The 16,631-nt window shown below is 69.6% G+C and carries 20 protein-coding genes; 7 read left to right on the top strand and 13 right to left on the bottom strand.

All coding sequences use genetic code 11. The features are described from left to right. Window positions 1-115 precede the first annotated feature (115 nt). The 4 genes from ACN28I_RS13825 to ACN28I_RS13810 are packed head-to-tail and all read right to left on the bottom strand — an operon-like array spanning window position 116 to window position 2,939. Window positions 116-655, bottom strand: coding sequence for an HPP family protein (locus tag ACN28I_RS13825; protein WP_420942508.1), 540 nt, complete (start codon window positions 653-655; stop codon window positions 116-118). Window positions 656-710: 55 nt separating this feature from the next. Then, on the bottom strand, window positions 711-1,043 hold the full coding sequence (locus ACN28I_RS13820) for a hypothetical protein (RefSeq protein ID WP_420942507.1): 333 nt from the start codon (window positions 1,041-1,043) through the stop codon (window positions 711-713). A 43-nt stretch (window positions 1,044-1,086) separates the two neighbouring features. After that, the gene (locus ACN28I_RS13815; protein ID WP_420942506.1) at window positions 1,087-2,319 is read right to left on the bottom strand and encodes a DUF1990 family protein; all 1,233 of its coding nucleotides are present in this window, start codon (window positions 2,317-2,319) and stop codon (window positions 1,087-1,089) included. After that, window positions 2,316-2,939: a DUF1990 family protein gene (locus tag ACN28I_RS13810; protein ID WP_420942505.1), complete on the bottom strand. Its 624-nt coding sequence runs from the start codon at window positions 2,937-2,939 to the stop codon at window positions 2,316-2,318. The genes ACN28I_RS13815 and ACN28I_RS13810 overlap by 4 nt, the downstream gene beginning before the upstream one ends. Window positions 2,940-3,035: 96 nt before the next feature. On the opposite strand from ACN28I_RS13810, the gene ACN28I_RS13805 reads away from it, so the two are divergent. Further along, complete coding sequence (locus ACN28I_RS13805) at window positions 3,036-3,326, top strand: hypothetical protein (RefSeq protein WP_420942504.1); 291 nt, start codon at window positions 3,036-3,038, stop codon at window positions 3,324-3,326. A gap of 8 nt (window positions 3,327-3,334) precedes the next feature. On the opposite strand, the gene ACN28I_RS13800 is transcribed toward ACN28I_RS13805, so the two are convergent. After that, the gene (locus tag ACN28I_RS13800; protein ID WP_420942503.1) at window positions 3,335-3,796 is read right to left on the bottom strand and encodes a hypothetical protein; all 462 of its coding nucleotides are present in this window, start codon (window positions 3,794-3,796) and stop codon (window positions 3,335-3,337) included. 133 nt (window positions 3,797-3,929) lie between these two features. Between ACN28I_RS13800 and ACN28I_RS13795 the strand changes: the two genes are divergently transcribed. The 4 genes from ACN28I_RS13795 to ACN28I_RS13780 all read left to right on the top strand — a co-directional run bounded on the left by ACN28I_RS13795 (window position 3,930) and on the right by ACN28I_RS13780 (window position 8,411). Further along, on the top strand, window positions 3,930-4,373 hold the full coding sequence (locus ACN28I_RS13795; protein ID WP_420942502.1) for a MaoC family dehydratase: 444 nt from the start codon (window positions 3,930-3,932) through the stop codon (window positions 4,371-4,373). 249 nt (window positions 4,374-4,622) lie between these two features. Further along, on the top strand, window positions 4,623-5,573 hold the full coding sequence (locus ACN28I_RS13790; RefSeq protein ID WP_420942501.1) for a class I SAM-dependent methyltransferase: 951 nt from the start codon (window positions 4,623-4,625) through the stop codon (window positions 5,571-5,573). A gap of 10 nt (window positions 5,574-5,583) precedes the next feature. Beyond that, entirely contained in the window at window positions 5,584-6,828 is a 1,245-nt protein-coding gene (locus ACN28I_RS13785) for an MFS transporter (protein ID WP_420942500.1), read from the top strand. A 164-nt stretch (window positions 6,829-6,992) separates the two neighbouring features. Beyond that, window positions 6,993-8,411 (top strand): protein-disulfide reductase DsbD family protein, encoded by a 1,419-nt coding sequence (locus ACN28I_RS13780; protein WP_420942499.1) that lies wholly within the window; start codon window positions 6,993-6,995, stop codon window positions 8,409-8,411. Between the two features lie 38 nt (window positions 8,412-8,449). Here ACN28I_RS13780 and ACN28I_RS13775 read toward each other — a convergent pair whose 3' ends face one another. From ACN28I_RS13775 to ACN28I_RS13765, 3 genes are all read right to left on the bottom strand, one after another. Next, the gene (locus tag ACN28I_RS13775; RefSeq protein ID WP_420942498.1) at window positions 8,450-8,812 is read right to left on the bottom strand and encodes a cupin domain-containing protein; all 363 of its coding nucleotides are present in this window, start codon (window positions 8,810-8,812) and stop codon (window positions 8,450-8,452) included. Window positions 8,813-8,885: 73 nt separating this feature from the next. Continuing rightward, window positions 8,886-11,159, bottom strand: coding sequence for a S41 family peptidase (locus ACN28I_RS13770; RefSeq protein ID WP_420942497.1), 2,274 nt, complete (start codon window positions 11,157-11,159; stop codon window positions 8,886-8,888). A 510-nt stretch (window positions 11,160-11,669) separates the two neighbouring features. Further along, window positions 11,670-11,885, bottom strand: a complete 216-nt coding sequence (locus tag ACN28I_RS13765; protein WP_420942496.1) for a hypothetical protein — start codon at window positions 11,883-11,885, stop codon at window positions 11,670-11,672. A 155-nt stretch (window positions 11,886-12,040) separates the two neighbouring features. On the opposite strand from ACN28I_RS13765, the gene ACN28I_RS13760 reads away from it, so the two are divergent. Then, complete coding sequence (locus tag ACN28I_RS13760) at window positions 12,041-13,306, top strand: carbohydrate-binding module family 20 domain-containing protein (protein WP_420942495.1); 1,266 nt, start codon at window positions 12,041-12,043, stop codon at window positions 13,304-13,306. A gap of 102 nt (window positions 13,307-13,408) precedes the next feature. On the opposite strand, the gene ACN28I_RS13755 is transcribed toward ACN28I_RS13760, so the two are convergent. The 4 genes from ACN28I_RS13755 to ACN28I_RS13740 form a co-directional block, all read right to left on the bottom strand. Further along, on the bottom strand, window positions 13,409-13,948 hold the full coding sequence (locus tag ACN28I_RS13755) for a DUF2378 family protein (protein ID WP_420942494.1): 540 nt from the start codon (window positions 13,946-13,948) through the stop codon (window positions 13,409-13,411). Between the two features lie 94 nt (window positions 13,949-14,042). Then, a complete protein-coding gene (locus tag ACN28I_RS13750) occupies window positions 14,043-14,636 on the bottom strand; it encodes a tRNA-uridine aminocarboxypropyltransferase (protein ID WP_420942493.1) in 594 nt (197 codons plus the stop codon). Then, window positions 14,633-14,983, bottom strand: coding sequence for a hypothetical protein (locus tag ACN28I_RS13745; protein ID WP_420942492.1), 351 nt, complete (start codon window positions 14,981-14,983; stop codon window positions 14,633-14,635). Before ACN28I_RS13745 ends, ACN28I_RS13750 begins: the two co-directional genes overlap by 4 nt. Window positions 14,984-15,014: 31 nt before the next feature. Further along, the gene (locus ACN28I_RS13740; RefSeq protein WP_420942491.1) at window positions 15,015-15,179 is read right to left on the bottom strand and encodes a hypothetical protein; all 165 of its coding nucleotides are present in this window, start codon (window positions 15,177-15,179) and stop codon (window positions 15,015-15,017) included. Window positions 15,180-15,370: 191 nt separating this feature from the next. Here ACN28I_RS13740 and ACN28I_RS13735 point away from each other — a divergent pair, with 191 nt between their 5' ends. After that, window positions 15,371-15,637, top strand: a complete 267-nt coding sequence (locus tag ACN28I_RS13735; RefSeq protein ID WP_420942490.1) for an arsenate reductase family protein — start codon at window positions 15,371-15,373, stop codon at window positions 15,635-15,637. A gap of 23 nt (window positions 15,638-15,660) precedes the next feature. On the opposite strand, the gene ACN28I_RS13730 is transcribed toward ACN28I_RS13735, so the two are convergent. After that, a complete protein-coding gene (locus tag ACN28I_RS13730) occupies window positions 15,661-16,527 on the bottom strand; it encodes a DMT family transporter (protein WP_420942489.1) in 867 nt (288 codons plus the stop codon). Window positions 16,528-16,631: the final 104 nt, after the last annotated feature.

The raw sequence follows: 16,631 nt of genomic DNA, 5'->3' as shown, positions 1-16,631 counted from the left end.
TCCGTGCTTCCTCCGTCAGGTGCCACTTGCCCCCATATCTACACCTCGGGAAACCCAAGGGCTCATGCGATTTGCGCATCGCCTGCCGAAGCCGGGGGAGGACCGTGGCAACCGCTCACTCCCCGGCTCGGTGTTCCCGGCGTCCACCCTGGAGGCGCCCGAGAATGTAGAGGGTGCCGCGCTCCAGGAGCACGAGCAGGGCCACCACGAGGAGGGAGAGCAGGAAGAGGGGGAGGTTGCGCTCGTCGCCGCTGCGGTAGGCGAAGGCGAGGGAGGTGGACACCGCGGGTGGGTGGACGGCGTCGAGCCCGACCATGAAGGCGATGGTGGTGAGCATGGCGGCCCCGGCGGCCAGGTACTGCGGCCCGAAGAGCAGGTAGGTGCCGAATCCCGCGAGCGCCGCGATGGTGTGGGCCACCACCAGCGTGCGCACGTTATTCATCCCGTGCTGCGGGTCCAGGTAGATGAGGAAGGCACTGGAGGCCAGGGAGGCGAACAGCACCCGTTGGTGGCTGAGGGCGTCCACGAAGGCCAGGACGAAGAGGATGATGAGCGTCGGCAGGAGCACGAGCAGCAGCTCGTCCTTCAATGAGAGCCGCTGACGCAGGCGGCGCAGCGGACGCGGCCCCGGCTGCAGACTCGAACGTTCGTTCACGTGGCTTGTGCCTGCCCCCGGGGAAGCTCCCCGGGGGGGTTGAAGGGTCCGAGGGTCAGCGACGTTCGTTCTCCTCGATCGGACCCTCGCCGTCGTTGATGACCCCGGGTTCGTCGCCGATGACGGCTTCGTCCTGCTCCCGCTCCTGCTCCCGCTCCACCCCGGAGCCGCCCAGGCCCTCCTGGAAGCCCTCCTCGGCCTCGTTGGCCGCCTCGCGCGCTTCCTGAGCCGCCTCGCGCGCTTCCCGAGCCGCCTTGTCTACCGCTTGTCCGGCCTGGCGGGCCTCGTCCCGTACCGTTCCCTCCCGGCGATTCTCACAGCCCACCGTCAGGCCGAGTGCACCGAGCAACCCCGCCAGTGCGAGGCCCTTCCATCCCTGCCGCATCATCACCGACCTCCTTCGTTATGAATGCGTTTCACGCCAGGCCCGCTCAGCCGATGCGGGCCAGCAGCCTGTTCCCGAGCGCGACGGCCACGGCGTCCTCCACCAGTCCCGCCACCACGTTGGGGACCCCCCACTCCCGCGTCGCCAGTTGCCGCAGCTTGTAGAAGGCGAAGGACGAGGCCACGGCCGCCGCGGCGCCGAGCACGGCACGGCCCACGGACATGCGCCGGTGTGGAGCCGCCACGGCGGCACCGGTCAGTGCGCCAGAGATGATCCTGCCCACCAGGGCAGGCGGAGAGATGCGCGCGGGGATCCACGGCGTCTTGTCGGCGGCCATCTCGCCGACGGCCAGCACGGACAGCACGCGCGAGGTCCGCTCGGACGAGAGCGCATGCGCGCGCCCCTTGGGGGCGTCGACGGGCTGTTGCGAGAGCTGATGGCTGAGGAGGGCGGGGGCGCTGAAGGTCCGCATCCCGGCCAGCACTCCGAAGCCCACGGTGTTCAGCAGTGCGTCGCGTCTCATGTGTTCCGTCTCCCGCTCGATGCCGCCGAGCCGGCGGCCCAAGCCCTTCTGCGAGTAGAACTGCACCGGCTTCTCATCCACTTCGAGGTGCGCGTGGACCAGCGCCTCGGCATCGGGGTGCCGCTCCAGGTGGCCGGTGCGCAGCAGCTCGCGCAGCCGGGCGTGGGCCAGGTGATGCCAGGCGCGCTGGTAGCGCCGCCCCAGCAGCGCGAACCCCACCCGGCTCCACCAGTTGGGGAACTGCCCCTCGCGCCAGGAGGCCTTGATGTGGAAGCGCAGCTCTCCGCTGCGGTGGTCCTTGATGAGGAGGAACCACTCCCGCCCGGCCTCGATGTGTCCCCGCAGGGTGTCGATGCGGAAGCCGTACACGGTCCGCTCTGCCTCCTGCTCGGAGCGGATGGCGCCGATGCGCACCGGGCAGAGGTAGTGCAGCCCCATGGATTTGAGCTCGAGCAGGACCGGGCGCCCTTGCAGCGGCGCGGCGGCGTCGAAGTGCCCGTACACGACCCGCGGGTCGGAGAAGCCGTAATAGATGAGGGCGTGCTTCAGCTTCTCGAACGCATCCTCTCCGGAGGGCGCACCCGGGCGATCCCGGGCGATGACGGCCTGCGACTCCACCTGGTTCCAGCCGTTGTCGAGCGTCATCTCCTCCTCGGCCGCCTCGAAGTTGAGGGGGCGGGTGGAGGCCTCGTCGAGCCGCGCCAGCACCTCGTCCGCCGACCAGCCCCGCAGCCAGCGCCACTCGACGCGCGTCATGACTCGTCTCCCCGAGCGAGGAAGGTCGGGCCTCGGACATCATCCGCGCTCTCGTGCGCCTCCTTCATCACGGTGCTCTCCGCGTGGAGGAAGCCGATGACGCCCTCGCCCACGGTGAGGGCGACGGTGTTCACGAATTCGGTCCAGGTGTTGGTCTGCATGGCCTCGCCGCCGGTGCGGAATCCCAGGTACATCACCCGCGAGCCGGAACGGGCCCGGCTGCGGATGTGGAAGATGACGTCGCCCCGCTCGTTGCGGTAGGCACCAAAGGTGATGCGTCCCGCTTCGGGGTGCCCGGGCAGGGTGGCCAGGGTGAGGCTCTGGCGATCCCGGTGGATGATGCGTACGCGGAAGGTCCCCGCCCCGCGGATGCGCACCGTCAGCTCGTCTCCCGGCTCGAGCGGCCCCTCCCGTTCGCTCTCGGGCTCGAAGACGACCAGCTCCCGCGGAGCGAACTCCGGGAAGCGCGAGGCCACCAGCTCCATCACCTCCGAGGGCGAGCACCCGCAGCGATCGATGACGGCCCAGTAGTCGCGTTGCAACAGGGGGCCGGCGCCCTCCGTGGCGGAGAGCAGCCCGTCCCACAAGCCATCGCCTGCCGCTGTGCCTGCTTCGCCCATCTCGCCACCTCCCCGGAGGTCCTAAATATGGTGCAGGGCGCAATGGAGGGCGCGGGGGGCCAGGGGACGGGCCCTCATCCGAGACAGGAGGGCGTCATGCAGCAGGACATCAATCCGGCGAGCGGGAGGTCGGAGCGGGACTACCGGGCCGCGACGGTCATGCGGGCCGAGCACACCGAGGGCTCGTTTACCCGGCTGCTGGAGCAGCAGACGGCGAAGATTCCCTCGGACTTCTTCCTCTTCGCCAGTCTGTGCGCCATGGCCTTCTCGCTGGGCGCGGAGATCGCGCAGCGCACCCGGGCCAGCCGCTTCGTGGGCATGTGGGTGGGGCCGCTGCTCATCATGGGCGTCTACAACAAGATGGTGAAGACGTTCGGCGCCCAGTGAGCCGTGGCTCAGCCCACGTGCCGCTCCATGCTCGGGGCGTAGTGGTGCCGGATGCGCTCGGCGGCGTGAGGCTGTCCCGCGCCGTCCAGGCACTTCGCCGCCCACTTCGCCGCCTCGGGCAGGGAGCGGGTGATGAAGTACGGCATGGGGGGCGGGCTGAAGTGGAGCACGAGGCTCGCGGCCAGTTGCATCACGGGCGAGGTGATGACGGCGGCGCAGCCCAGGATCTGCGTGCGAATCAGCGCGTGGTGTTCCCGCGCGAACTCCACCAGCTTCTGGCGATGCTCGCCCGTCATCATCCGCACCTGGCGGGTATCGAGGATGAGCACGCACTTCTCTTCCCGCCGCAGGTGGACGAGGAACTGGGCGAAGTACTCCTCCTGGTCCTGGAGCGTGGGGAGCCCCACGAATCTCGCCACCAGCAAGGGCCAGAGTGAGTCGTCGAGGCTGATGAAGTCCTTTGCGCCCAATGCAGCCACCGGAGAGAGGAGGCCCGCCCGTGGGCCCGCGCCTCATTATCAGGAGGCGCTCCTTCTCGAAAGCGATGTGGAGCGGCCCGCGAATCGGTACATGCTCCCGGCGCGGACACATCCGGAGACACACATGCGCTACTTCGAGGACTTCCAGGTGGGACAGGTACACGAGCTCGGGTCGCACGAGGTGACGCGCGAGGAGATCCTCGCGTTCGCCCAGCAGTACGATCCCCAGCCCTTCCACCTGGACGAGGAGGCGGGCCGCCGCTCCATCTTCGGCGGCATCATCGCGAGCGGCTGGCAGACCGCGGCCATCTGCCACCGGCTGTTGGTGCGCTCGGTGCTGGAAGACTCCGCCAGCATGGGCTCGCCGGGCGTGGACGAGCTGCGCTGGTTGCGTCCGGTGCGGCCCGGGGACACGATCTCGGCCCGCATCGAGGTGCTCGAGATCACCCCCTCGCGCAGCAAGCCGGACCGTGGCACCGTGCGCACCCGCATGGAGGTCCGCAACCAGCAGGGCGAGGTGGTGATGACGGAGAGCGCCGCCGTGCTCTTCCTCCGCCGCCCCGCCTAGGCTCCTGGAACCGAGGCGCCTCCCGAGCGCCTCTCCGGTCCCACGCGCTCCTCCCTTCTTCTCATTCCATGCGACCGTGGCGTTTGTCCTGGACCTGTCAGTCCCGGATGCTACTGGGAGCGCATGACTACCGCGATTTCCACGATTTCTCGTTCTTTGACGCAGCTCGGGCAATTCAGTGCCCCACTCGCGGGGGTGTTGCCCCGCCTGCGCACGGCCGGACGGGTCGGGCTCCACGCGAGTGGACTGATGTCCGGCTGGGCCAGTGCGCTGCCCGTGGACGAGGTGGATCTCTCCTTCTTCAAGAACAGCTTCGCGGGAGCCATGGAGCTGCACGAGCGCGTGCTGTCGGATCCCGACAAACGCGAGGCGCTCGCCCGGGCCGAGCGGGAGGATCTCTTCACGCTGCCGCTGTTCCTCGGGGCCATCCTCTCGGACATCGGGCGCGTGCGGTACAAGCAGCGCAACGGATTGCAGGAGCTGCCGGTGGAGCCGGAGGACGCGTTCCCCTATCCGGACTACTACCTCACGGACTTCCACAACCAGGCCAATGGGGGCCTGTCGCTGCGCTCGGCGCTGACGTACGAGTGGCAGATCCGCTTCCTCTTCATGGGCGCCAACCGGCTCATGCGCCAGGGCGTCATCGACCAGATTCCCGAGGGGAGCCACCTGGACATCCTCGATGTGGCGTGTGGCCCGGCGGCGTGGATGAGCCAGGCGTGGCTGCAGAACCGGCGGCACCGCTACACGGGCATCGATCTCTCGCCGTCCTATCTGGAGGCGGCCCGGCTGTTGCGCCGCAAGGCCACGCTCCTGCAGATGAACGCCGAGGAGATGCCGCCGGAGTGGACGGAGCGCTTCGACCTGCTCACCTGCATCTGGCTGTTCCACGAGCTGCCGCCGCCGGCCATCGAGCGCGTCACCGCGGAGATGGCGCGGGTGCTGCAGCCGGGCGGGACGCTGGTCTTCATGGATGCCATCCAGCAGGGGGACGCCGCCGCCGGGGAGACGGGCCCCTCCGAGCACTTCGGGACGTATTTCAACGAGCCCTATTTCCAGGACTACACGCGGTTGGAGCTGCCGGAAGCTCTTCGCGCGCCACGGGCTGCGGGTGGTGAAGACGGAGCGCTGGTACATGTCGAAGCTCCTGGTGTTGCGCAAGGAGGGGTAGGGCGAGCGCGCGAGGCGGTTCTCCGCTAGGTTCCGGGCGGTGAAGAGGCTCTCGTACCGGAAGGTGGGGCTGCTCGGCGCGCTGTACTTCGCGCAGGGGATGCCCTACGGCTTTCAGGCCAAGGCGCTGCCCATCTATCTGCGCGCCAATGGCGTGGAGGTGATGACCATCACCTTCCTCGAGGTGCTGGCGCTCCCGTGGATGCTCAAGGCGTTGTGGGCCCCGCTGGTGGACCGTTACGGCTCGGAGCGCATCGGCCGGCGCAAGTCGTGGATCTTGCCCATGCAGGCCGGGCTGGTGCTCACCTGCGTGGCGGCGGCCTTCGTGCCCATCGAGGGCCAGTTGCCGTTGCTGCTCGGCCTCGTCTTCCTGATGAACCTCTTCGCGGCCACGCAGGACATCGCGGTGGACGGCTTCGCGGTGGATCTGCTGGAGCCCCACGAGCTGGGCGGAGGCAACTCGGCCCAGGTGATGGGCTACAAGCTGGGAATGCTCACCGCGGGGGGGCTGCTCGTCTGGATGATCGACATCATCCACTGGCGGGGCGTCTTCCTGGCGATGGCGTTGCTGTCGCTGCTGGTGCTCGGGGTGGTGCTCCTGACGCGGGAGCGCCGGGGCGCGGTGAAGGCCATGGAGATCGAGCGGCCGTCCTGGCCCGAGCTGCGGGACAAGATTCGCGCCGTGTTGCTGCTGCCCGGCACGGGGTGGATGTTGCTCTTCATCGGCACCTACAAGCTGGGCGAGACGATGGTGGATGTGCTCTTCAAGCTCTTCCTCCTCGATGCGGGCTTCAAGGCCTCGCAGATCGGCCAGTGGGTGGGGACGTGGGGGACCGTGGCGTCGTTGCTCGGCTCCGCGGCGGGAGGGCTGCTCGCCACGCGCATGCCGGTGTTGGGGGCGCTCGCGCTCGCCTCGTGCCTGCGGGTGTTCCCGCTCGGGTGGGAGTGGTGGCTGGCGCTTCATGGACCCACGCCGACGGGCGTCATCGCCGCCACCGTGGCGGAGAACTTCTTCGGGGGCGTGCTCACCACCACCCTGTTCGCGTTCATGATGTCACGGGTGGACCGGCGCATCGGGGCCACGCACTACACGCTGCTGGCGAGCGTGGAGGTGATTGGCAAGGGGCCGAGTGGTCCCCTCGCGGGCCTCCTGTACTCCAAGCTGGGGTGGAGCTACGCGCAGGTGTTCCTGCTCGGCACGGTGCTCTCGGTGGCCTTCGTGGGGCTCCTGCTTCCCTTGAGGCGCACGGCGTCCAGGCCTCCCTCCACCTCTCCCACGGTGTAGGAGCCGCGGCTCCTGGGACGCCCGCCCGTCCGCCCGGAGGCGGGGCGTACGAGAGGTGGCGCGCCGGGCCGGATTCCGTTACCTGCTCGCGCTCGGGCTCAACCTCGGGTGTAACCATCGGCCGCTCGCGCGTATATAGGGGGCCGCGAGGCAACAGGAGCGACATGGACGCGAAGAAGAAGGTGGGAGTCATTGCGGCGGTATTCGGGCTGGCCGTGGCTGTCGTGCCCTGGCTCCTCCCGACGGGCCCGAGCTCGGGGCTGGACGCGGCGCGCTTCCTCGAGGCCGGCAGCTTCGCGCTCGGCGCGGCCGCGGTGTTCGCCGGGGGCCTGCTCACCGCGATGACTCCCTGCGTCTACCCGCTCATCCCCATCACCGTGTCCGTCTTCGGGGCGCGCAAGGCCGAGGGCCGCGGCAAGGCGCTCGTGCTGACGAGTTCCTACATCATCGGCATGGGCGTGGTGTTCAGCGGGCTGGGCGTGCTGGCGGCGAAGACGGGACAGGCCTTCGGCTCGATGCTGGGCAGTCCGGTGGTGGTGACGGGCCTGGCGCTGTTCCTCCTGCTGCTGGCCACCTCCATGTTCGGCGCCTTCGAGCTGGCGCTGCCCCAGGGGCTGCAGCAGCGGCTCAACTCGGTGGGCGGCTCGGGCATCACGGGCGCCTTCCTCATGGGCAGCGTGTCCGGCTTCCTCGCGGCCCCGTGCACCGGGCCGGTGCTGACGGGCCTGCTGGCCTTCGTGGCCAAGTCGCAGAGCACGGCGCTCGGCGCGGCGCTGCTCTTCATCTACGCGCTCGGCATTGGCGTGCCCTTCTTCCTCATTGGCGTCTTCACCGTGCGCCTGCCCCGGGGCGGGGTGTGGATGGAGTGGGTGAAGAGCGTGCTGGGCATCGTGCTGGTGGCGCTCGCCATCTCGTACCTCCGGGACGGCTTCCCCACGGTGGGCGGGGCGGTGAAGGGCGTGGCCGAGCAGCTTGGCCGGACGCCGGGCACGGCCATCGCCGCGGTGCTGGCGGTGGTGGGCGTGCTGCTGGGCGCCATCCACCTGTCCTTCAAGGAGGGCGCGCGGGACTTCACCCAGAAGGCCTTCGGCGTGGCGCTGGTGGTGGTGGCCCTGGTGCTGCGTGGCGGTGCCATGGACGCGAAGTCGGCGGGGGCGTTGTGGGTGTCGCTCGGGGTGATGGAGGCGCCCAAGGCGCCCACCTTCGAGTGGCACGCGGTGCTGCCGGCCAAGGGCACGGGTTTTTCGCCCGAGTCCCTCGAGCAGGTGCTGGCCCGTGCGAAGAACGAGGGCCGGCCGGTGATGATCGACTTCTTCGCGGAGTGGTGCGCGGCCTGCAAGGAGCTGGACCGTGAGACCTACCCGGCCGTCGAGGTCATCAGCGAGGCGGGGCGCTTCATCAACGTGAAGGTGGACGCGACGAACAGCGATGACGCGCTGGACGCGCTGATGGAGCGCTTCGGGGTGGAGGGCCTGCCCACGGTGGCCTTCATCTCGTCCAACGGGGAGATGCTGCGCGCCCCGAGGGTGACGGGCTTCCTGGATGCGCGCTCCTTCGTCGTCGAGATGAAGAAGGTCGATTGATCCCCAATTTCCCCTCTCCCGAGGGGAGAGGGGAAATGCTACGCGTCGCGGTGGACGGTGTCGGGCGAGAAGGCCGGCAGGCAGATGGCGATGTACTCGGCGCCATCGGCCTCGGGGGTGCTGTAGCGGACCCACTCGCCGGGCTCGGTGATGACGGCCTGGCCCGCGTGCACGTCCAACTGGCCGCCCTTGTGCTCCACGCGCAGCACGCCCTTGATGACGACGGTGATCTCTCGGAACTCGGGCGTCTGCCCGGGCTCCAGCCACCCGCCGGGGCTGCGCATGTGGGCGACGCTGAACTCGGCCTGCTTCGTGTTCACCCGCCCCACGTACTCGTCGATCAGCTTGGGCTTGTTGCCCGCGGCGGTGACGCGCGTGGGGGCGGGAATGAGGGTCGGCATGGGTGTCTCTCCGGGGTAGGGCGCTGGCAGGCTACCAGCGCCCGGTCCTCCCCGGGGAGAAGTCCCGGTGCGTCTAGCGGACCGAGTCTCCGGCCACCGCCGCGCTGGTGCCCCTCAGGTACTCGAGCGCCTTGTCCAGCACCTCGTCCCTGCCGGCCAGGACGCCCTGGCGCGTCGGCCTCACGAAGAGCTGGGGACGCAGGCCCACCCGCTGCAACTGGCGGCCATCCACGTGCCGCACATCGTGGCCGGTGAAGATCATCGAGATGCCGCCGGGCAGCACCAGGTCCGTGATGTCGCCGTTGGCGCCCGCGCTCGGGCTGCCGATGAAGGTGGTGCCGTTGGCCGCCTCGAAGAACAGGCCCGTGTGCTCGGACTGGCTGATGGCGCGCTCGTCGATGAGCATCACCGTCTTGCCGCGGTACAGCGGCACGTCCGCCTTGGGCAGCTCCTGGATGAACTTGTACCGGCCCGTCGTCTCGGCCGCCGAGACGACGTTGCGCTCGAACACCGCCGCCTGGCGCGCCTGGCGCGTATTGATGTACGGCGCGATGGCCCAGGCCGTCCCGTTCGGGTAGCCGCGCATGTCGAAGACGATGGCCCTGGTGCCCTTGAGCTTCTCGAACATGGCCGCCACCTCGGACGTCTGCAGGCGCGTCAGGTCCACGTAGCCGGTGTTGTCCGGCAGCACGCGGTACGCCTCGCCCTGCTTGGGCTTCTGCAGCGACTGGATGCTCCGGGTGATGCGCACCTGCTTCGTCTGCCCACCCTCTCGCACGCCCAGCGTCGCCTGGGAGCCCTCGGGCCCCGCCAGCGCCTTGGCCAGCAGGCGGTGCCGCAGGTGTACCGGGTGCGAGGCCGTGACGTAGGGCTCCAGCGCCTTCATCCGCTCGGCCAGCGGCTTGCCGTCGATCGTCTCGATGACCATGCCCCGCTTGAGCCCCGGCGCGGCCTCCTCGTTCCACACGGTCATCACCACCGCCGCGCCGTCGAGCTCCATCGCCTCGAAAGGTGCGCTCACGCCGGTGATGCCGCGCTTCTCCAGCTCGGGGTGGCCGCGCAGGTGGGTGTGCCCGTCCTGCACGAGCGTGCTCAGCTCCGCCACCGCGAGCGCGTACTCCGACGCGTCCTTGGCCTTCTCGAACTTCGGCAGGAACGTGGTCAGCGCGCCGTCCCAGTCCCGGCTCAGCAGGTGCTTGTACGGGTAGAAGAAGTGGATGACGTTCCAGAGCCGGAAGAGCGCGAGCAGCCGGTACTCGCGGCTCGGGTAGAGCATGTCCTCGTACTTGCGGTCGGCCTGCCACCGGGCCGGGGGCAGCTCCGTCTCACGCGCCGCCTTGCCCTTCTTCGCCGGCTTCTTCGCCAGGTCGAGCGCCTTCTGGAGCGTCTCGTCCTTGTCCGAGCGCGCGCGCTTGGGCAGCACGGCGTCCGCGCGCATGGGGATGCCCAGCTCGCTCAACCGCACCGAGGCCGTCAGCCCCGCGCCCAGCTCCACCTGCGTCTGGTCCACCACCGCGCCGTCGTCCAGCCGCCCCTCGGTGACGAGCTGCGCCAGCCCCTGGGCCTTCATGGTGAGGGCGCGCGCATCCAGGTACGACTTGTCATCCAGCAGGAAGATGACCGGGCGCGCCTTGCCATCTCCCTTGGGGGAGATCTCCTCGCCCGCCGTGGTGAGGAACGAGGTGGTGTAGCCGCCGCTCGTCCCGCCGAGCGTCTGGGGGCGGTAGCCCGAGTGGAACACCGTGCGCTCGCCGGGGACCTGGAGCTCCTCGCTGAGCAGGAACGGCAGGAGCCTGCCGAGCGCCGTGGACATGGACCAGACGGTGTTGGGCTCCAGCCCTCGCGCGCGCAGATCCACGATGACGGCCTTGGCCTTGGAGATGTCCGGGCGCAGCTCCTCGGGCCGGGTGCGCAGGGTGGCCATGACGGCGGAATCCCTGACGGCGCGCAGATCCAACACGAGCACGTCCTTGGACTCCCAGCTCCGCAGCTCGCGCACCGGGACGGTGGGCCCCTTCTGCGAGCCCTCCTGCTGCTCGTCCGGGCGGAGGATGCGCGTGGCGGGATCCTTCAGCGCGTCCAGCATGTCCTGCACGGCCGCGGCGTAGGCGGCGCGATCCTTGGCGGCCTCCACCCGGGGGATGGCGGCCACGAGCGCGGCATCCCAGTCGATGTTCTTGTAGGCGAGGGACGGATGGCGGTAGCGCACCTGACCCCACAACCGGGCCAGGCTCTCCAAACGCTCCTCCCGGGAGGGCAGGGCCTTGGGGGTGGGCTCCGCCGCCGACGCGGTCCATGCGGCGAGGCCGAGGGCCAGAGCGAGACTCGTGAGAAGGGTGCGCAGCATGTACCTTCCTGGGGGATGAAGAACGTCTTGGGTCCCAACGGTAGCGCACCACCCTCACTCCACCGAAGTGGGGAGTGCGGTTGAGGGCGAGGAAGCTCCGCTGAGAGCCCCTGCCTGCCCGCACCCGGAGTGTGGGCGGGGGAGGGGGGTGTGAACCAGTTCACAGCATTGGAGTGAGCCAACTCACAGCGCGGGGGGAGCGCCCATGAGAAGGTGCTTTCAGAAAACGGGGGGTGGTTCCGCCGAGCGAGGGGGCTTGCACTGCGGAACTGAAGATACCCCAGGAGGCGCCTTGCAGTGCAAAGGGGGGAGGCGCCTCTGGATTTCCGCGAGGTCCGGGGGGGCACGCGGAACTCTACGTGGCCCGCTTCTTGATGCCGGGGGGCATCGGGAAGCGGGCCGCGGTTTTTTTGGGGTTCCGGAGATGTCTTGACTTCACGCTGCGCGCGCCAATCAAGTGACGCCCGGCGAAAGTGGTGGAAGGGGACCGCTCGCCCTCGAACCTCCCCGTCAGACGAGACACGAGATGAACCGCTCCATGCTGTCGTCTTGCGCCGCGCTGGTGCTGGCATGGCTGGCTCCGGCAGGGCAGGCCGCCGCGGCCACCCAGCAGGCCCAGGCCAGCTCGGCCATCATGGTCCAGGGCTTCCACTGGAACTCGGCCAACGCCACCAACCCCAACTGGTACAACGTCCTGCAGGGCAAGGCGAGCGACCTGGGGGCCATGGGCTTCACCCACGTGTGGCTCCCGCCGCCCACCGACGCGAAGCTCCACGCAGGGCTACCTGCCGCGCCAGCTCAACGTCCTCAACTCGCGCTATGGCAGCGAGACCGAGCTGAAGAACGCGATCACCGCCTTCTCCAACGCGGGCATCAAGTCGGTGGCGGACGTGGTCATCAACCACCGCGTGGGGACCGCGGGCTGGTACGACTTCACCAACCCCGCCTGGGGCACGTACGCCGTCGCCGCCGGTGACGAGTGCAACTGCTCCACGGGTGCCCCGGACACGGGGGACGGCTACGGCGCCGCCCGCGACATCGATCACACCCACGCCACCGTCCAGGGCGACATCAAGAACTGGCTGAGCGTCCGGCTGAAGGGCGTGGGCTTCACCGGCATCCGCTATGACTATTCCAAGGGCTACGGCGCCAGCTACGCCAGGCTCTACCACGACGCCATGCAGCCGGACTTCTGCGTGGGGGAGATCTGGACGGACCTCCACTACGCCAACGTGGATGCGCACCGGCAGCTCCTGGTGAACTGGGTGGACGGGACGCAGGGCACGTGCGGCGTGTTCGACTTCACCACCAAGGGTCTGCTCAACCAGGCGCTGGCCTACAACGAGTACGGGCGGCTCAAGGACGCCACGGGCAAGCCGGCAGGCGGCATCGGCTGGTGGGCGCAGAAGATGGTGACGTTCGTGGACAACCACGACACCGGCCCGAGCGAGTCCTGTGGCAACGGGCAGAACCACTGGCCGGTGCCCTGTAACAAGGTGATGCAGGGCTATGCCTATGTGCTGACGCACCCGGGCATCCCCTCGGTGTACTACGCGCACATCTACGACTGGAACCTCAGGGCGGAAATCAAGGCACTGATGGACGTGCGCAAGGCGCAGGGCCTCACCTCGACGTCCACGGTGGCCATCCAGCGCGCCGAGAACGGCCTGTACGCGGCCATCATCAACGGCAACACGGCGATGAAGATCGGCGCCACGGCCTGGGACCCGGGCACGGGTTGGACGCTGGCCGCCTCGGGCTCGGGCTACGCGGTGTGGACGAAGGGCTCCACGGGCGGTGGCGGCGGCACGTGCACCTCGGTGCCGGTGACCTTCAGCATCGCCAACGCGAACACCACCTTCGGGCAGAACCTCTACGTGGTGGGCAACCAGACGCAGCTCGGCAACTGGACTCCGGCCAACGGCTTCAAGCTGACCATCCAGGGCACGGGCGCCAACGCCACCTGGAGCGGCACGGTGAACCTCAGCCCCTCCACCGCCATCCAGTACAAGTTCATCAAGTACAACAGCGGCACGGGGGCGGTGGTGTGGGAGAGCAACGCGCCCACCCCCAGCGGCAACCGCGAGGCCACCACGGCCGCCTGCGGCAGCTCCACCCCGCTCAACGGCGGCAACTTCCGCTTCTGAGCCACCCGGCCCTCCGGCCGCGCGCGTCAGCAACTGGTCCGATTGTTGGACCAGTTGGTCGAGCCCGCGCCCGGAGGGTCTCCCCGCGGAGGGCCGCCGGGCCTACTCCGTCCAGGAGATGCGGAACGTGGCCTCGCCGCTGGCACTGCTGGCGGCGAGTGTCACCGAGAGCCCCTGGGCACCCGCCTTCTCGAGGGCCTCGGTGAGCAGGCCCCGGAAGTAGCCGGTGCGCAGGGCGTAGTTGAACCACAGCTCGTAGGTGCTCGGCCCCACCTTGCGCAGGCGCGTCTCGGTGTAGTTGTTGGCGCTGCGGAAGTTGCGGCTCATGCGCTCGAGCGTGCGGTGCGGCCCGAGCACCTTCGTCACCGAGAACACCGCCTTGCCCATCAGCGTCTCCCGGTAGGAGCGCATGAAGGCCCGGCCCAGCTCGAAGCCCGCCTGTTCCTGGGACAGGCCCGGCCAGAGCTGGCCGGTGATGAAGTCGATGAGCGCGGTGTACGTCTCCACCGGGTAGGCGGGCAGCAGCGGCCTGCTCGGGTCGACTCCCAGCGCCGTCAGTCCGGGGAGATGCTCGGGCGCGAGCGGTTGTCCCAGCACCCGGAGGTTGCTCTGCACCGTGTAATCGAAGATGAGCTTCTGCATCGCGGCGCCCACCCTACCACCGGGGACATGCTCGTGACGCCTACGCGACACTCCGTCCACTGGCCGCTCCGCCCGTGGCGCACCGCGGCGAAGCTCACTCGTCCTCGTCGCCGAGGCGTCCGCGGGCGGCCAGCACCCGGTCGATCATCAGCTCGTGGAGCGCGTAGAGGGGGCGGGCCACCTGCTCACCCTCGAGGACGGAGATGGCTCCGGCGATGGCCTCCACGGTGGACATGCCATAGGGGTGGGGCGAGCGGCGCAGGCGCCGGGCGTCCGGTGGGGGAGGCGGCAGGGCGAGCCCCGGCAACCGGCGCAACTCGGGGAGGCGCTGGTACATGCGCCGGGCCTGCGTCCAGTTGCCATCCAGCACCACCAGCCGCTCGGGGGGAGGCGTGCCGGGCGGAGGCGGCTGGGCATCCGGGAAGAGCAGCCAGGTGCCCGGCTCGGTGAGCACCGAGATGTCGAAGGGCTGGCCCGGAGCCCCATAGGTGAGGATGCGGCACTGGGTGAGGGCGAGCCCCGCCAGCCGGGCGGTGTTGGTGGACTTGTTCGCTTCCTTGTTGTGGCGGATGACGAGGAAGCGGGTGCGCGTCTCCAGCCGGGGTACCTTGGCACAGAGGCAGAGCGCGGTGGGCAGGTAGCAACCGGGACAGCGGCCGGCGAGATCCGCCGGGGTACGAGACCTCATTTGCCCTGACGATAACGCTGCATCAGCTCACGGGCCTCGCGCAGCTTGGTCTCGACGAAACGGTCCTCGGCGTCCATCTCCTCGTCCGTGTCCAGACCGAGGTGGAAGAGGGCCGAGAGGCTGGCCGGGTTGACGTCGAGCCACTCGGCGGTGCGGTCGAGCACGTTGCGGCGGAGGCCGGCGAAGGTCTCGGGGCTCTCGTCGGGGAGGCAGCGGCAGATGCGGGCCGAGTCGCTGCCCACGTCCACATAGAGCCCGAGCACCTCGGTATCCAACTCGGTGGCGATGGCGGAGGCGGCCTCGGAGACATGGTCGGCCAGGGCGTGGGCCGCGGAGCGCTCGGTCATGGAGCGCACCAGGTAGACGCGCCAGCCTGCCTCACCGAGGGTACCGGCGGCCTCGAGGGGGGCGAAGCTCGGCGGGGGGAGCGGAGATGCGCGTGAGGACGCGGCGCACCGGTGCCTCGATGTGCTCGAGCTGAGCGCTCGAGGTCGGGCAGAAGAAGACGACGCGGTACTCGCGGCTATCGACAGAGGGTTCCATGAGGGTACTGCTCCCGCGGGCACGGACGGACGGGGCCAGCCAAAGAGGACCACTCCCCCGCCCTGGAGCGCAAGCGGGGAATTGAGGGAGTGCGAGGGGACTGCTACACGGGAGGCATGTCCATCACGCTCTATATCAAGAACGGTTGAACGGGTTGTAAGTCAGCGCGGGAGTTTCTCGCGCAGAAAGAAGTGCAGGCGGAAGTGCGGGAGTTGGTGAAGAAGCCGCTGAGCGAGGCCGAGGTGCGGGCGCTGGCGGCGAGGATGGGCGGGGTCCGGGAGTTGATCGCCCCCAAGAGGAAGGGCGAGCTGGGCTCACTGGGCGAGGCGGAGCTGGTGAAGCACCTGGCGGCGAACCCCAACCACGTGCGCAGGCCGTTGATCGACACGGGGAGCCAACTGCTGGGGGGCTTCACCGCGGAAGTCCGGGCCGCCCTGGAGAAGCACCTGAAGAAGTAGAGCTCCTCCCCGGTTCCCATGGGTCACCCCGTACCCGTGGGAGCCGGAGCGGGCTGAGCGGGAGCACGGGACTCGCTGGCGACCCACGCGCCGGAGACGAGCACGACCAATCCACCCAGGAGGCCCAGCGGCCCGAGGGCCTCGCCGAAGACGAGCACGCCCAGCAGCGCGGCGGTCAGCGGCTCCAGATAGGTGAGCGCGCCGGCGGTGGCGGTGGGGACGTGGCGGAGTCCGGAATAGAACAGGCTGTTGGCGAGGATGCCGCACAGGACGGTGCCGCCGGCCACGTAGAGGAGGCTCACGTCGAGCGCGGGGGGCAGGGCGCCGCGTCCGAAGACGAGCAGGAGGAGGAGGCCGGAGGGAATGGCGTGAAGGGAGTTGATGGCCAGAGGCGAGAAGGAGCGGGCGGCCTCCTTGGAGGCGAGGACGTTGGCCATGAAGAAGAAGGCGCTGGCGCCGCCGAGCAGCGCGGTCCAGGGGTCCGCGCCGTCCTGGGGCGTGCCGAGGATGAGGGCGAGGCCGACGAGGGTGAGCGGCGCACCGAGGAGGGCGCGGGGGGAGCGGCGCTCGCGGAGGACCCAGGGGGCGGCGAGGGCGATGAGGAGCGGGGCGAGGTAGTGGGTGAGGACGGCGACGGTGACGGGCCCGCGCTGGACGGCGGCGAAGTAGAGGGCGGCGTTGGCGGCGTCACAGAGCGAGAGCACGCCGAGCGCGAGGGTGGCGCGGCGGTCGCGGAAGGCCTCGCGGCGGAAGACGAAGGGGGTGGGCAGGGCCATGATGGCCATCATGAGCAGGGCGCTCTGAGGACCGGTGAGCCCCGTGGGCCGCAGGACGAGAGGCCAGCACCCCCAGAGGGTGGTGCCCACGGCGACCATGACGAAGTACCTCACGACAGCTCCAGACAGGTGGGGGCACCCGGGCCCCGGCGGGCGCGGACAGTAACCGAGGCCCCCAGTGGGCGCGCGGGCGGAATGGACGCCCCTGCCCGGAGGCC

This window comes from Archangium gephyra, assembly GCF_049060025.1.
GTDB classification, from domain to species: domain Bacteria; phylum Myxococcota; class Myxococcia; order Myxococcales; family Myxococcaceae; genus Archangium; species Archangium gephyra_A.
Note: the sequence above shows the minus strand (reverse complement) of the source record. Positions and strands in the feature narration are given on the sequence as shown.

Coding starts and splice junctions, on each gene's coding strand:
- ACN28I_RS13820 (WP_420942507.1), bottom strand. CDS start 1,043: ATGATGCGGCAGGGATGGAAGGGCCTCGCACTGGCGGGGTTGCTCGGT.
- ACN28I_RS13815 (WP_420942506.1), bottom strand. CDS start 2,319: ATGACGCGCGTCGAGTGGCGCTGGCTGCGGGGCTGGTCGGCGGACGAG.
- ACN28I_RS13810 (WP_420942505.1), bottom strand. CDS start 2,939: ATGGGCGAAGCAGGCACAGCGGCAGGCGATGGCTTGTGGGACGGGCTG.
- ACN28I_RS13805 (WP_420942504.1), top strand. CDS start 3,036: ATGCAGCAGGACATCAATCCGGCGAGCGGGAGGTCGGAGCGGGACTAC.
- ACN28I_RS13795 (WP_420942502.1), top strand. CDS start 3,930: ATGCGCTACTTCGAGGACTTCCAGGTGGGACAGGTACACGAGCTCGGG.
- ACN28I_RS13790 (WP_420942501.1), top strand. CDS start 4,623: ATGTCCGGCTGGGCCAGTGCGCTGCCCGTGGACGAGGTGGATCTCTCC.
- ACN28I_RS13780 (WP_420942499.1), top strand. CDS start 6,993: ATGGACGCGAAGAAGAAGGTGGGAGTCATTGCGGCGGTATTCGGGCTG.
- ACN28I_RS13775 (WP_420942498.1), bottom strand. CDS start 8,812: ATGCCGACCCTCATTCCCGCCCCCACGCGCGTCACCGCCGCGGGCAAC.
- ACN28I_RS13770 (WP_420942497.1), bottom strand. CDS start 11,159: ATGCTGCGCACCCTTCTCACGAGTCTCGCTCTGGCCCTCGGCCTCGCC.
- ACN28I_RS13765 (WP_420942496.1), bottom strand. CDS start 11,885: ATGGCCCCCAGGTCGCTCGCCTTGCCCTGCAGGACGTTGTACCAGTTG.
- ACN28I_RS13755 (WP_420942494.1), bottom strand. CDS start 13,948: ATGCAGAAGCTCATCTTCGATTACACGGTGCAGAGCAACCTCCGGGTG.
- ACN28I_RS13750 (WP_420942493.1), bottom strand. CDS start 14,636: ATGAGGTCTCGTACCCCGGCGGATCTCGCCGGCCGCTGTCCCGGTTGC.
- ACN28I_RS13745 (WP_420942492.1), bottom strand. CDS start 14,983: ATGACCGAGCGCTCCGCGGCCCACGCCCTGGCCGACCATGTCTCCGAG.
- ACN28I_RS13740 (WP_420942491.1), bottom strand. CDS start 15,179: ATGGAACCCTCTGTCGATAGCCGCGAGTACCGCGTCGTCTTCTTCTGC.